This window comes from Actinoplanes derwentensis (assembly GCF_900104725.1).
In the GTDB taxonomy this organism is placed as follows: domain Bacteria; phylum Actinomycetota; class Actinomycetes; order Mycobacteriales; family Micromonosporaceae; genus Actinoplanes; species Actinoplanes derwentensis.
On the sequence record NZ_LT629758.1, the window covers coordinates 8,885,282 to 8,898,233 of the forward strand.

The 12,952-nt window shown below is 69.7% G+C and carries 12 protein-coding genes and 1 pseudogene; 7 read left to right on the top strand and 6 right to left on the bottom strand.

What is annotated here, in order from left to right:
- Positions 1-5: 5 nt before the first annotated feature.
- A pseudogene (locus BLU81_RS39715) lies at positions 6-1,152 on the bottom strand (IS630 family transposase).
- A gap of 191 nt (positions 1,153-1,343) precedes the next feature.
- Entirely contained in the window at positions 1,344-1,874 is a 531-nt protein-coding gene (locus BLU81_RS39720; protein ID WP_092553494.1) for a MarR family winged helix-turn-helix transcriptional regulator, read from the bottom strand.
- Positions 1,875-1,938: 64 nt separating this feature from the next.
- Here BLU81_RS39720 and BLU81_RS39725 point away from each other — a divergent pair, with 64 nt between their 5' ends.
- Together BLU81_RS39725 and BLU81_RS48850 are read left to right on the top strand one after the other, a co-directional pair.
- A complete protein-coding gene (locus BLU81_RS39725; protein WP_092553497.1) occupies positions 1,939-3,147 on the top strand; it encodes an FAD-dependent monooxygenase in 1,209 nt (402 codons plus the stop codon).
- An 18-nt stretch (positions 3,148-3,165) separates the two neighbouring features.
- Entirely contained in the window at positions 3,166-3,525 is a 360-nt protein-coding gene (locus tag BLU81_RS48850; protein WP_157751985.1) for a hypothetical protein, read from the top strand.
- Positions 3,526-3,533: 8 nt separating this feature from the next.
- Here BLU81_RS48850 and BLU81_RS39735 read toward each other — a convergent pair whose 3' ends face one another.
- Together BLU81_RS39735 and BLU81_RS39740 are read right to left on the bottom strand one after the other, a co-directional pair.
- On the bottom strand, positions 3,534-4,796 hold the full coding sequence (locus tag BLU81_RS39735) for a nucleotide sugar dehydrogenase (protein ID WP_092553503.1): 1,263 nt from the start codon (positions 4,794-4,796) through the stop codon (positions 3,534-3,536).
- A gap of 14 nt (positions 4,797-4,810) precedes the next feature.
- Positions 4,811-6,550 (bottom strand): stealth family protein, encoded by a 1,740-nt coding sequence (locus BLU81_RS39740; RefSeq protein WP_231953731.1) that lies wholly within the window; start codon positions 6,548-6,550, stop codon positions 4,811-4,813.
- 179 nt (positions 6,551-6,729) lie between these two features.
- Here BLU81_RS39740 and BLU81_RS39745 point away from each other — a divergent pair, with 179 nt between their 5' ends.
- From BLU81_RS39745 to BLU81_RS39765, 5 genes are all read left to right on the top strand, one after another.
- The gene (locus BLU81_RS39745; protein ID WP_092553509.1) at positions 6,730-6,948 is read left to right on the top strand and encodes a hypothetical protein; all 219 of its coding nucleotides are present in this window, start codon (positions 6,730-6,732) and stop codon (positions 6,946-6,948) included.
- A gap of 65 nt (positions 6,949-7,013) precedes the next feature.
- Positions 7,014-8,573 (top strand): signal recognition particle protein, encoded by a 1,560-nt coding sequence (gene ffh / locus BLU81_RS39750; RefSeq protein ID WP_092553512.1) that lies wholly within the window; start codon positions 7,014-7,016, stop codon positions 8,571-8,573.
- Positions 8,574-8,629: 56 nt separating this feature from the next.
- Entirely contained in the window at positions 8,630-9,163 is a 534-nt protein-coding gene (locus tag BLU81_RS39755) for a PDDEXK family nuclease (RefSeq protein WP_157751986.1), read from the top strand.
- Positions 9,164-9,256: 93 nt separating this feature from the next.
- Positions 9,257-9,910: a Uma2 family endonuclease gene (locus BLU81_RS39760; protein WP_231953732.1), complete on the top strand. Its 654-nt coding sequence runs from the start codon at positions 9,257-9,259 to the stop codon at positions 9,908-9,910.
- Positions 9,911-9,919: 9 nt separating this feature from the next.
- Positions 9,920-10,996 carry an amidohydrolase family protein gene (locus BLU81_RS39765; protein ID WP_092553518.1) on the top strand — a complete coding sequence of 359 codons (1,077 nt, stop codon included), beginning with the start codon at positions 9,920-9,922 and terminating at the stop codon, positions 10,994-10,996.
- Here the strand turns inward: BLU81_RS39765 and BLU81_RS39770 are convergent.
- The gene (locus BLU81_RS39770) at positions 10,986-12,413 is read right to left on the bottom strand and encodes a hypothetical protein (RefSeq protein ID WP_092553521.1); all 1,428 of its coding nucleotides are present in this window, start codon (positions 12,411-12,413) and stop codon (positions 10,986-10,988) included. The genes BLU81_RS39765 and BLU81_RS39770 overlap by 11 nt on opposite strands.
- Positions 12,403-12,906, bottom strand: a complete 504-nt coding sequence (locus tag BLU81_RS39775) for a SigE family RNA polymerase sigma factor (protein ID WP_092553523.1) — start codon at positions 12,904-12,906, stop codon at positions 12,403-12,405. Before BLU81_RS39775 ends, BLU81_RS39770 begins: the two co-directional genes overlap by 11 nt.
- Positions 12,907-12,952 lie beyond the last annotated feature (46 nt).

The following is a 12,952-nucleotide window of genomic DNA, read 5'->3' on the forward strand; positions in this document are numbered from 1 at the left end:
CTTGATCACGCGACGAGCGCGGGTCTGCCGCCCCACCGGAGTCCTTTCTCGCTGCGGACGCGGGCGCGTTCTTTTCGTTGGGCGAGGATGACGTCGGGGTGCCGGGCGTTGGCGTTGCGCCAGCGTAGGTAGGCGTGCATGTCGCGGGCGAGCACGACGTGGTTGGGGTAGTCGGAGTTGGCCATGGTGAACATGCGTAGTGGCCCGAACTGGGCTTCGATCGGGTCGGCCCACGAGGTGCTGGTCGGGGTGAGGCACAGTTCGACCTTGTGTCTGGTCGCCCATCTGCGGATGGTGGGGGTTTTGTTCGCGGACAGGTTGTCCAGGATGACGTAGATCGGTGCCCCGTCCGGGCGTGCCGCGCGGATCGTCTTGAGCGCGGCGAGGGTGTGATCACCGCCTTTTGCGGCGGCGGATCACGCCCCGCAGTTTGTCGTTGGCCAGGTCGTAGCAGCCGTGGAAGTAGCGGATGCCGTGGGTGCGTTTGTAGGTGGCCCGCAGCCGGTCGGGATGGTTGCGGGCGGCCCAGCAGGTGCCGTGGCAGTGGCGGATCGACAAGGGCCCGAACTGGTCGAACGCGAAACACCGTGGCAGGAACTCGGTGGTGACCTGTTCGATGCGGTCCAGTTTGGTCTCGTAGTCCGGGTCGGTGGATTCCTTCCAGGTCCGGGTCCGTTGGAAGGTGATGTCGTGGTCGGCGAGGATCTGCCGTAGCCGTTCCCGGCCGATGACCACCTGCCGGGCTGGTACCCGTTTCGGGTCGCGGCGCCCGTAGTCACCTCGCACGTAGCCGGTCAGTTTCCGGATGCTGAACCGGGTGAACGGCAGGCCGAGTTTCTTGGGGCGCGTCTTGGCCGTGGTCACGATGAACGCGACGTCGTCGTCACTGATGCGCCGGGGTGCCCCGCCGGCCCAGTGCGGGTCCAGCGCGGCGAGTCCTCGATCGTTGAACGCGTGGATCACGTCGCGGACGGTGTCGGGGTCGGCGGCGACGAGGCGGGCGATCGCCGGGACCGGCGTCCCGGACGATGACGCGAGGATCATCAGCCCACGGCGGACCCGGATGGATTCCTGACGGCCTCGCCGGACCAGCCTCAGCAGGTATTGACCCTCGTCCGGGCTCAGGCGACGGACTCTGACAGGTACAGACATCACGCACCTCGACTCACCCCGTAGATCCAGGATGAACCTGTTCGAGCGCCGAACCCGGCATACGACCCGGCATCTCGCCAACCCGTCCAAAGTCCATGGTCAGCGCACTAGGCGGTGCTGGCATCGCTGGTCAGGGCGCGGGCGGACTGGTTGGTGAGGTCGCCGGCCAGCCGGACGGCCGGGTCGATCGCTCAGCACCCTGGGCGCCCGAGGGCCGGAAGCGTCCCAGCAGCCTGAGTGCCTGGTCCCGCCCGCAGTCCCGCGTTTCGCGCCGCCGTCGCCTCGACCACGTCGGTGAGCAGCTGTTCCATCTGGCCCAGGGTGTCGTCGTCATAGCCGTTCAGCACCCGGTCGACGCGCTCGCCGGTCGGGACGAAGAACTCCTCGGTCCGTGTGCGGGCCTGCGGTGTGAGGCGCAGCCGGATCACCCGCCGGTCCGAGTCCTCCCGGCTGCGGGCGACGAGACCGGCGGTCTCCAGTCGATTCAGCAGGTTCGCCGTGGCGCCGGAGGTGAAGCCGATGCGGTCGGCCAGGCGGGCGGGGGAGAGTGGGCTCTCCGTGCTCTCGGCCCACAGGATCTCTGCGATCGCTACCGCGTCGTTGGGTTGCACCCCCAGTTCCCGTGCCAGGTGCCGGGTCAGCTCGACGTGGGCGTCGGTGTAGGAGCGCAGCAGGAGCAGCACCCTGGCCCGTGGACCGGGCTTGAAGAGCGAGTCGGCCATGTGCGCACTTTACTCTTTCGTGTAGTAGCTTCAAATGAAAGTAGCTTTATAGAAAAGGTAAAACATGAAGGTGTTGATCACCGGCGGCAGCATCGCCGGGCCCGCGGTAGCGCTCGGGCTGTGGCGGGCGGGCTTCTCCGTGACTCTGCTGGAGCGTGCCGCGCAGGCCCGCGGTGCCGGGCAGAACGTCGACATCCGTGGCGCCGGCCATGAGGCCCTGCGGCGCATGGGGCTGCGCGACTCGGTGGCCGGTGCGAGTACCGGAGAGCTGGGTACCCGGTTCCTGCGCCCGGACGGCACCGTCTACGCCTCGGTACCGGGGCGGCCGGGCCGGGACGGGCCTACCGCGGAGCTGGAGATCCTGCGCGGGCAGCTCTCCCGCCTTCTGCTGCGCGCCACGGCCGATGAGGCCGAGCACCGCTACGGCGACCACCTGGTCCAGGTGGACCAGGACGAGCACGGGGTCGACGTGGTCAGCGCGGCCGACCGCCGGGAGCACTACGACCTGCTGGTGATCGCCGAGGGCCGCCGGTCCCGGACCCGCGATCTGGCCTTCACGTCGCGGGCCGGCTATCGAGACCTCGGTCAGTACGTTGCGTACGGCACGATCGACCGGGACGACACCGATGACCGGTGGTGGCGCTGGCTGACCGCCACCGGCAGCCGCGTCGCCTCGCTCCGGCCGGACAACCTCGGGACGATGCGGGCGGCGCTGGCGTTCCTGGCGCCGCCGCTGGGGCTGCACCGGCTCGACGTCGAGGCCCAGATCGCGGTGCTGCGCACGCGCTTCGCCGGGGTGGGCTGGGAGACCGGGCGTATCCTGGACGGCTTCGCCGCGCGGCCGGAGGAGTTCTACTTCGAGCGGGTCGAGCAGGTGCGCACGCCCCGCTGGTCCGAGGGCCGCGTCGCGATCGTCGGCGACACCGCGTGGGGCGCCCCGACCGGGATGGGCACCTCGCTGGCGCTACTCGGGGCGTATGTGCTGGCGGGCGAGCTCGCCGTCGAGCGGGACCGCGGCGGCGCGTTCGACCCGGCCCGCGCGTTCCGCGCCTACGAGCAGCGGTTGCGGCCGCACATCGACAAGACGCAGCGGGTGCCGCCGGGCGTGCCCGCGGCGGCCCTGCCGAAGTCCCGCTGGGGCCTGGCAGTGCTGCAGGGAGCCCACCGCCTCGCCGCGAGCCGCGCGCTGAACGGCCTCGCGGACCGCGCGCTGCCGACCTCGGCGTCGGCCGGGCTCACCCTCCCCGACTATCCGCTGCCGCGCCCGCGCTGATCAGTGTTGAGCGACAGGTTGTCGTCTTCGCCTACCGCCACGACCCGCGCCGACGGCCCACCGCCGTGCTGCGCGAGTCCGCGATCCGGCTGTGCGAGCGACATCCACGTCAACCCGCCCTGGCTGCACCGCGACCCGTGCAAGTACAGCGCCGACATCGGCCTGACCCCGCGGACCCACGGCTGGCTCATCGAGCGCGGCCTGGCCCTGGCCCACTACGCCACCAGCCGGCCGCAGCTCGGCCGGTTGAGGCGCTGGGGTGGGTTGGCGGTGCGGGGCATGCATGAGCCGGCGCCGGGGGACGGTCGTGAGGGGACGCCGGCGCCGGCCGGCGCTGGGCACGGGGCTTTGCGGACCCGTACCGAACAACGGTGTTGATCTTTGGTTTAGAGGCGGTGGGCTTCGCGGACCGTCGTGACGCCGCGGGTGTCGAAGAAGCGTTTTGCGATGCGGGCCAGGTGGTCCGGGTCGTAGCCGCGGTGGTTCTGTACCAGGATGACCAGGTCGGCGGAGGCGGCGGCGCCCTCCAGGTCGTCGGTGCGGGAGACCGGTACGCCGTCGAGTTCCCAAGTCGTCACGTGCGGGTCGTGGTAGGCGACGGTCGCGCCCAAGGCGGCCAGCTGGCGGGCCAACGGTGCGGCGGGGGACTCGCGCTGGTCGGCGATGTCGGCCTTGTAGGTGATGCCCAGGAGCAGGATGTTCGCGCCGCGGACCGCCTGGCCGTCGGTGTTCAGGAGGTTCTGCGCGCGCCGGGCCACGTAGGCCGGCATAGTGGTGTTGATCTCCTGGGCCAGCTCCACGAAGCGGAACGGGTAGCCGAGTTTGGTGCGGACGTTGTGCGAGAGGTAATTCGGGTCGATCGGGATGCAGTGTCCGCCGACGCCGGGGCCGGGATAGAACGCCTGGAAACCGAACGGTTTGGTGGACGCCGCGTGGATCACGTCCCACAGGTCGATGCCGAGTTCGTGGCAGAACCGGGCCATCTCGTTGACCAGGGCGATGTTGACGTGCCGATACGTGTTCTCCAGCAGTTTCGCGGTCTCCGCCTCCCGGGTCGACCGGGTCCGCACCACCGTCTCGACGAACCGGCCGTAGAACGCCGCGGCGGTCTCGGTGCACGCCGGGGTGTAGCCGCCGACCACCTTCGGGGTGTTGTGCGCGCCGTACACCGCGTTGCCCGGGTCGATCCGTTCCGGGGAGAACGCCAGGTGGAAGTCGATGCCCGCGGTCAGCCCGGACAGTTTCTCCAGTAGCGGCCGGACCTCCTCGTCGGTGGTGCCGGGATAGGTCGTCGACTCCAGTACCACAAGCATTCCGGAGCGCAGGTTCCGGCCGATCGCCGCGGTGGCGCCGAGCACCGCCCGCAGGTCTGGGCCGTCGCCTTCGGACAGTGGCGTCGGCACGCAGATCACCGCGGTCCGAGCCTGCCCGATCAGGGTCTCGTCGCTGGTGGCGGTGAAACCTCCGGACAGCATCACGGCCACGTCCGCGTCGGTCAGGTCGTCGACGTGGGAGCGGCCGGCACCGAGCGCCCGGACCACGGTCTCGTCGATGTCGAAGCCGAGGACCGTCAGGCCGGCCCGGATGGCCTGCTGCGCCAGGGGCAGCCCGACGTATCCGAGTCCCAGGATGACTACGTCGTAGCTCATGGAGGTCTCCCTTATCAGGAAATATCAGGCAACTTCATGGGGATGTCGGGTGACCCGACCGGCTGCCGGGGCGCCGCGACCGTCCGCAGACTCCGGTGGTGCAGTTCGAACGGGGAGGTGAACGGCAGGTAGGCCGGCAGGAACTCGGCGACCAGCGCCTCCTGGTCGGCGACCGCGGCGCTGTGCGCGTCCACGTCGTTGAGGCAGAACGCGTCCATGTTGCGGCCGCGCAGCAGCCGGGCCAGTTGCAGCGGCGTGACCGGCTGGGCCAGGTCGGTGTAGAGGTAGCGGATCTTGCCGGGGGCGGCTTTCCCGGTCAGGTACGCGTAGTACTGCTGCAGCGACGACAGCAGCGAGATGTCGTCCGGGTGCCGGAACTGGTGCCCGGCGGTGGCCGTCACCTGCTCGGTGAACCGTTGTTCGATCTCGGCGATGACGCTGCGCCGCGACGGATGCGGGGTGTGCATCATCTTGCGGGTCAGCATCCGGCCGAAGGTCTCCTGGATCAGCCGCCGGTTGTTCTTGGCGGCCGAGTCGGCGGGCCGGTCGGCGGGACCGCGGGGCGCGGTGTCCACCCGGGCCGCCGAGGCGAAGAACTTGGTCAGCCCGCCCGGGGTGAAGAACTGTCCGGGCATCACCGGGCGGCCCAGGATCACGTCGTCGTTGAGATAGAGGAAGTGTTCGGCCAGTCCGGGGATCCGGTGCAGCCGCGATTCGATGGCCTGCGAGTTGAAGGTCGGCAGGGTGCCGGTGTCGCCGAAGATCTCCCGGTGCGACACCACGGTCAGCCGGGGATGCTCGCGGTCCAGCCAGGCCGGCACCTGGTCGTCGGTGACCAGGAAGATCCGGCGCACCCAGGGGGCGAAACAGTGCAGGGCACGCAGCGAGTAGCGCAGTTCGTCGCGGCTGGTGTAGCGGGAGTCGTTGACGGCCTGTGCGCTGACCCCGCCGACCCACGTGTTCTCGGCCAGGGCCCGCTGCTTACGCCGTTGCCAGTCCGGGTCGGAACCGTCCACCCAGGTGTAGACCACGTCGATCGCGAAGTCGATCCGGTCCGGGTCCACCGAGGTGAAAATCCGGCGGGTGCGGTACGCGGTGACGTCGTCCGGTGAGCAGAACGGCCCGAACACCGGCTCGGTGGCGATCGTGACCGGTTCGGTGACCGGGATCGAGTCGGCCACCGGATTGCGGCGCGGCGCCACCAGCCGATCGCCCTGCTCCCGCCAGAACTCGACCTCGCACGCCAGGTCGTGCCCGAGGACCAGGCTGCCGCCCGGGTCGGCGACCGGCCAGCAGATCGCCATCACCGCGGGTTCACGGCGCTGGGATCCCCGCTGGGCCACCCGCAGCGAGCCGTGGTCGGCGATGGCCAGCCGGCGCAGCAGCGTCAGTACGTCCGCCCGGTCGGAGCTGCGGACCGCGACGGCGGTCCGGGCCGGGCTGCCGCACGGCACCCGGAACCAGTCGACCCCGGCCTCGTCGAGTGCCCGGACCACCCGGTCCAGGTTGCGGCGGCGGATCCCGGCCGGGTCGGCGGCCGGGTCGATCCGGGCGGTCAGCACGCCGGCCGCGGTCCGGACCCGGATCCGGCCGTCGACGACGCGGGTCCGCATCGGGCCGAGAGGCATGAAGGTGCGAGCGATCCGCAGTCGCCGTTCCGGGGCGACCCGGGGCAGGACACGAGCCTCGACGGTCTCGAAGATCCGCCGCCGGACTGACCAGGGGGTCAGTCGCAGGACCTGTCGCAGGGCCACGCCGTAGTCCTTTCGCCGCATATCCGCCAAATATTCAACGTGCTGCGTAAAGAGAAGTTGCGGTATATATGACCGGTTGTTCCCCCTAGGGGGAACGTGTGGGGGACACGGCCGATGCGGTTGTTGCGCGGGCCGGGCATGGTGGAAGACGGCGACGTGACGATGGCGGGAGGCCGGCGATGGGCAAGGCAATCGCATTCCTGGTGGCGGTGGTCGCGGTGGGCTGGGTGGCCAGTTCCCTGCTCGGACCGCTGATCTACTACTTGATCGTGGGCGCGCTCGTGATCGGCGGCGGGGCGTTCCTCTACTCCCGGGTCAAACGCGGCATAGCTCCCGGCACCCGCACTCAGCGGCGCATCGAGGCTGCGGCACGCACCTACCGCATGCGGAACCGGTGAGCGGGCGGCGGTGCGGCTAGGCTTGCGGTCTACGCCAACTTTTACGACCAACGGGAAGTCGCACCGTGTTTGACACTTTGAGTGACCGCCTGTCCGGGATCTTCGGCAAACTCCGCGGCAAGGGCAAGCTCACTGATGCCGACATCGACGCCACCGCACGCGAGATCCGTCTCGCGCTGCTCGAGGCCGACGTCGCGCTTCCGGTGGTCAAGGCGTTCATCGCCAGCCTGAAAGAACGTGCCCGTGGCGCCGAGGTCTCCCAGGCCCTGAACCCGGCCCAGCAGATCATCAAGATCGTCAACGAGGAACTGATCCAGATCCTCGGTGGCGAGGGGCGGCGGCTCCAGTTCGCCAAACAGCCGCCCACCGTCATCATGCTGGCCGGCCTCCAGGGTTCCGGTAAGACGACGCTGGCCGGCAAGCTCTCCCGCTGGCTGAAAGGCCAGGGCCACCAGCCGCTGCTGGTCGCCTGTGACCTGCAGCGTCCCAACGCGGTCAACCAGCTCCAGGTGCTGGCCCAGCGGGCCGGTGTGGACGTCTACGCGCCGGAGCCCGGCAACGGCGTCGGCGACCCGGTGCAGGTGGCTCGCGACTCGATCGAGCACGCCAAGCGGACGGCGAAAGACGTCGTCATCGTCGACACCGCCGGCCGTCTCGGCATCGACACCGAGATGATGCGGCAGGCCGCCGACATCCGCGACGCGGTCGACCCGGACGAGGTCATCTTCGTCATCGACGCCATGGTCGGTCAGGACGCGGTGCGCACCGCCGAGGCCTTCCGTGACGGCGTCGGCATCACCGGTGTGGTCCTCTCCAAACTCGACGGTGACGCCCGTGGTGGCGCCGCGCTCTCCGTCCGGCACGTCACCGGTCAGCCGATCCTCTTCGCGTCCACCGGTGAGAAACTGGAGGACTTCGACGTCTTCCACCCCGACCGGATGGCCGGCCGGATCCTGGACATGGGCGACCTCCTGACCCTCATCGAGCAGGCCGAGCAGGCCTTCGACGAGGACCAGAAGGAGAAGATGGCCAGCAAGCTGCTCGGTGGCGAGCAGTTCACGCTGGAGGACTTCCTGGACCAGCTGATCGCGGTCCGCCGGATGGGCCCGATCGCCAACATCATCGGCATGATGCCCGGCATGGGCCAGCTCAAGGGCCAGCTCGACGAGCTCGACGACAGCCACTTCGACCGGGTCACCGCGATCATCCGGTCGATGACGCCGGGCGAGCGCACCAACCCGAAGGTCATCAACGGTTCCCGCCGGCTGCGCATCGCCAACGGCTCCGGCGTCACGGTCATGGACGTCAATCAGCTGCTCAACCGCTTCACCGAAGCGCAGAAGATGATGAAGCAGATGACCGGCATGATGGGCCTGCCCGGGGCTCGCCGCAGCGCGACCAAGAGCCAGAAGAACAAGCGCAAGGGCACCAAGGGCGGCAACCGTCCCCGTGTCGGCGGCCGTCCCGGTGGCCTGCCGGCCGGTTTCCCCGGTGGTGGCATGCCGCAGCTTCCGCCGGGTCTGGACCCGAGCGCGCTGGCCGGTGGTGCCGGTCTGCCGCCCGGTTTCAAGCTGCCGAAGATCGACTTCAACAAGCTGAGCAAGCCGAAGGACGACGAGCGCTGATCGAAGTCACCCGCAGGTGTGACGTCATGGGGCAGTAGGCCCGCGACTATTGCTCCATGACTTTCGAATTGCCCGCTCAGGGCCGGTGGACCGTCGACGACATGGCCATCCTTCCGGAGAAATTCCGCTACGCGTTGATCGACGGCGTGGTCGACCTGCAGGACCGCGCCCCACTCGCCGGGCTGGCCGGCGCCGCGGTGATGGGCGCCCTCAAGATCGACTGTCCACCGGCGTTACGCGTGATCCCGCGGGCGCCGCTCCTGCCCGCCCCGCCGACGGTCGCGGTGCTGGGCGCCGCCGGCCCTGTCCTGGTGGCCGACGTGGTGCAGCCGCAGTGGACCTTCATCGACCTGCACACCCGGATCCGCCTGCTCGGGGCCCTCGGCGTCCCCCGTTACTGGGTGATCGAGCCGATGGGCTGGCACGAACTGGCCCTGACCGTCTTCGGGACCCCGGACGAAGAGGGTTACGTCGTCGAGTCGAGCACCCGGGACGTCTTCACCACCGAGGTCCCTTACCCGGTGACGATCGACCTGCCCGCGATGGCGATGCGCTGGCCCGCGGTCCGCGAGTTCGACAGGTGGTCCTGAATGGCCGTGGTGTTCAGTAAGCTTGATTCTCGGCACACGTCCAGGTGATACGAGACTACCTGACTTGCACTTACTAGGCAGGGGGCAAATTAGATGAACAGCGATCCCTTCGAGGAGGACGCGATGACCGCTGCATTGACGTTTGCCGCCCCTGAGCTGCCCGAACTGCTGAAGCGCCGAGACCTGACCGTCGACGACGTGGCTCACCTTCCCGCGGAGATCCACTATGAGTTGATCGACGGAAGGCTCGCCTTGTCCCCCTCTGCGCTGCCCCTGCACAATTGGATCGGTCAGCGTGTAGCGGCCGTTTGTGAGGTCAACCAACCACCGGACGTCATCATCGGCACCGATCAGTCGGTGATGATCGATTTTCATAACGAGCGGCGGCCCGATGTGGTGGCCATCTTCGAGGAAGGTGCCGGCGTCAGCCCCGTGCTCGCGTCCGACGTGCTCTTCGCCTTCGAGATCATCTCGCCGTCCTCCAAGTCGGTCGACCGGAAGGACAAGCGGAGGGTCTACGCGGCCAGTCGGATCTCCCGGTATTGGGTGATCGACCCGCTCGCTGAGCGGGTGAGCCTGACCGGGTTCGTGCTCGGCCCGGACGGGCAGTATCGGCAGACCGTGCACACCGACGAGCCGTTGACGATCGAGGAGCCCTGGAAGATCACGCTCGACCTGGCGGCGTGGACCGACCGGCGAGATCGTCTAGAGCAGGCCGTGCGTGATCGGCAACCGGACATCCGGTAGGACTGATGCATGGCGTTTCATGTGCGTGGGACGGTTCTGCCGGACGGCGAGGTCCGGGACCTGTGGCTGGTGGGGGATCGGGTCACCTTCGAGCCGGTGCGCGGTGCCGAGACGATCAGTGACGGCGGGTTCGTGCTGCCGGGGCTGGTCGACGCGCACTGTCACCTCGGGATCGCGTTCGGGGCGAAACCGATCGAGAGTGTCGATCAGGCCCGTGAACTGGCCGTGATCGACCGGGACGCGGGTGTGCTGGCGATCCGGGACGCCGGGTCGCCATTCCCGTACCCGGAGTTGGACGACGAACCGGGAGTGCCCCGCCTGGCCCGCGCCGGCCGGCATGTGGCCGCACCGCGGCGCTATCTGCGTGACATCGGCGTGGAAGTGGCCGGTGCCGAGGTCGCCGCCGCGGTGACCGCGCAGGCGAAAGCGGGTACCGGCTGGGTGAAGCTGGTCGGCGACTGGATCGACCGGGGCGTCGGCGATCTGGCGCCGAGCTGGGACGCCGCGACGATGACCGCCGCGGTCGAGGCCGCGCACGCCGCCGGGGCCAGGGCGGCGGTGCACACCTTCTCCGAAGAGGGGGTGGAGGTCATGGTGCGGGCCGGGGTCGACTCGGTGGAACACGGCACCGGTCTGACGCTGGATCTGGTCGACGAGATGGCGCGGAAGAGGATCGCCCTGGTCCCCACGATGATCAACATTCGGACGTTCGGGAAGATCGCGGACAGTGCGCGTGGCAAGTTCGACGGCTACGCGGACCACATGATCGCCCTGCGGGACCGGTTCCCGTCGGTGGTGCTGGCCGCCCACGAGGCGGGGGTGCCGATCTACGTGGGCACCGACGCGGGCGGCGGCATCCGGCACGGCCTGGCCGCTGAGGAGATGCTCTACCTGCACGAGGCCGGGATCCCGGCGGTGGACGTGCTCGCCGCCGCGTCCTGGAAGGCCCGGGAGTGGCTGGGTTTCCCGGGCCTGGTCGAGGGCGGCCTGGCCGACCTGGTGGTCTACGAGACGGACCCGCGCGCGGACCTCCGGGTGGTCCGCGCGCCGAGCCGCATCGTGCTGAAGGGGAACGTCATCGCGTGAACCGCCAGATCCACAGCTGTTTCCCGGCCGGGCAGGTGAGCAGTTCGGCGTTCCAGTCGCAGCGGCCGGAGATCTCCGGCACGGTGCCCAGCGTCACCTTCTGGAAGTCGATGTTGGAGACGCCGCGGGCGGTGAACCGGCCGTCCCCGGCGTCCCGGGTCAGGGTGAGCACGTTGCCGTCGTCGACGAAGCCGCCGATGCCGTTGTCGGAGTAACGGACCTCGCCGTTCTCGTCGTAGAGCGCGGTGCCCTTGTCGCCGCCGCCGCTGGTGAAGACGTGGCCGAGCCGGGTCGCGTTGAATCCGATCAGCGGCACCGCCGCGGTGGTCCGGAGCACTGTCCCGTCCGGCTCGGCGAGGAGGGTGAGGCGAGCCGAGGCGCCGTTCTGCTCGAAGACGCAGAGCCGGTCGGTTCCACAGCCGAAACTCCTGGTCACCGACCACGGAGGCGGTGGGCGGTAGAGGGTGCCCGCGGGTGATCCCACGCCGTTCGGCTCCGTCACGTAGGCCCGTCCCTCGTACGCCGAGAGGTCTTCGATCCCCGGCCGTCCCCGGTTCACTGCCAGGATCTTCCCGGTGTGGATGTTCCGGGTCTCGATCCGGCCCCCGGCCGACGCCAGGATCAGCCGGTCGTCGGTGACCGGGTAGACCTTCTCGCTCGACGGGTCGAAGAGCCCACCGGCCTCGTCGGGATCCCCGGCGGCCCGCATCCCGGTGATCATCCGAGGGGGGTCGCCCGACCCCGGTTCCGACCACAGCCGCTCTCCGGTGATCAGGTCGTACCCCTCGATCGTGCCGGTCACGCCGATCAGCCGGGCCAGCACCTTCTCGTGCAGCACCAGCCGGTCGTCGGTGGTGTGCGGTAGTTCCCAGCGCCGCGCGCCGGTCTGCGGATCGTGGAACTCCAGGATCCGGTCCTGCGGTTCGTCCACTGTCGATCCGTCCAGTTCGAGCAGGAGGATCACCGAGTCCTCGGTGGCCGCCATCCCGCGGTACCAGCCCCGGTCCGGTCCGGCGAGGTCGCTGAGGGTCCAGAGGGTCTTTCCGGTGGTGACGTCCCGAGCGGCCGTCACTTGCCGTCCCTCGGCGTCGCCGGAGAAGCCGATCACCCGGTTTCCAGAGATCCGCGCCCCGCTCCAGGTCCGGCCGTCGGTGATCCGGAACGGCTCGCCGGCCGGTGCGAGACCCCGGATCCGGGCCGGGGTGGTGGCCGGCAGGATCGGTTCGGCGTGCCGGTCCCGGTTCACCACCAGCCCGGCGCCGGTGAGGATCAGCAGCACCGCGGCGGCGGCCAGCACCACCCGGTTGCGGGTGCGGCGCCGCCGGCCGCGTTCCCGGGCGGGCTCGGCGCCGGCCAGCGGAATCGCATCGGCCTGCCGCCCCAGCGCGGTGAACAGGTCATCCAGGTCAGCGGACACGGTGGGCTCCTTCCGCGTTCTCATCACGCTCTTCGGAGGCCAGGGCGGCCGCGAGCGCGGCCCGGCCCCGGGACAGCCAGGACTTGACGGTGTTCTGCGAGCCGCCGGTCTCCTCGGCGATCTCCGCGATCGACCGGTCCAGCAGGTAGTGCAGAGCGAGCGCCCGCCGATGCTTGTCGGGCAGCTCCCGCATGGCCCGGACCAGCAGGACCACGTCCTCCGACGGCGGATCCACCGCGGGTGCCGGTGGTTCGGCGGCGGCCCGGGCCCGGCGGACACCGAGGCGGCGCCAGCGGTCCGCGGACAGCCGGTTCACCACCAGGCGCAGCCACGCCTCCGGGTCGTCGTACCCGGCCAGCCGCCGCCAGCGCTGCCACGCCCGGGCGTACGTCTCCTGCACCAGGTCCTGCGCCTCGGCCGCGTCTCCGGTGAGCCCGTAGGCGTACCGCAGCAGCCGCCGGGACGTGTCCCGGTAGAAGCCATCGAAGTCCATCCGTCACCCCGTCCTTCTCCGTTGAGGGACACGGGATGCCCACCCG

Excerpts from the sequence above, each read along its gene's own strand:
- BLU81_RS39720 (WP_092553494.1), bottom strand. The coding sequence starts at position 1,874 with ATGGCCGACTCGCTCTTCAAGCCCGGTCCACGGGCCAGGGTGCTGCTC.
- BLU81_RS39725 (WP_092553497.1), top strand. The coding sequence starts at position 1,939 with ATGAAGGTGTTGATCACCGGCGGCAGCATCGCCGGGCCCGCGGTAGCG.
- BLU81_RS39735 (WP_092553503.1), bottom strand. The coding sequence starts at position 4,796 with ATGAGCTACGACGTAGTCATCCTGGGACTCGGATACGTCGGGCTGCCC.
- BLU81_RS39745 (WP_092553509.1), top strand. The coding sequence starts at position 6,730 with ATGGGCAAGGCAATCGCATTCCTGGTGGCGGTGGTCGCGGTGGGCTGG.
- BLU81_RS39755 (WP_157751986.1), top strand. The coding sequence starts at position 8,630 with ATGACTTTCGAATTGCCCGCTCAGGGCCGGTGGACCGTCGACGACATG.
- BLU81_RS39760 (WP_231953732.1), top strand. The coding sequence starts at position 9,257 with ATGAACAGCGATCCCTTCGAGGAGGACGCGATGACCGCTGCATTGACG.
- BLU81_RS39765 (WP_092553518.1), top strand. The coding sequence starts at position 9,920 with ATGGCGTTTCATGTGCGTGGGACGGTTCTGCCGGACGGCGAGGTCCGG.
- BLU81_RS39775 (WP_092553523.1), bottom strand. The coding sequence starts at position 12,906 with ATGGACTTCGATGGCTTCTACCGGGACACGTCCCGGCGGCTGCTGCGG.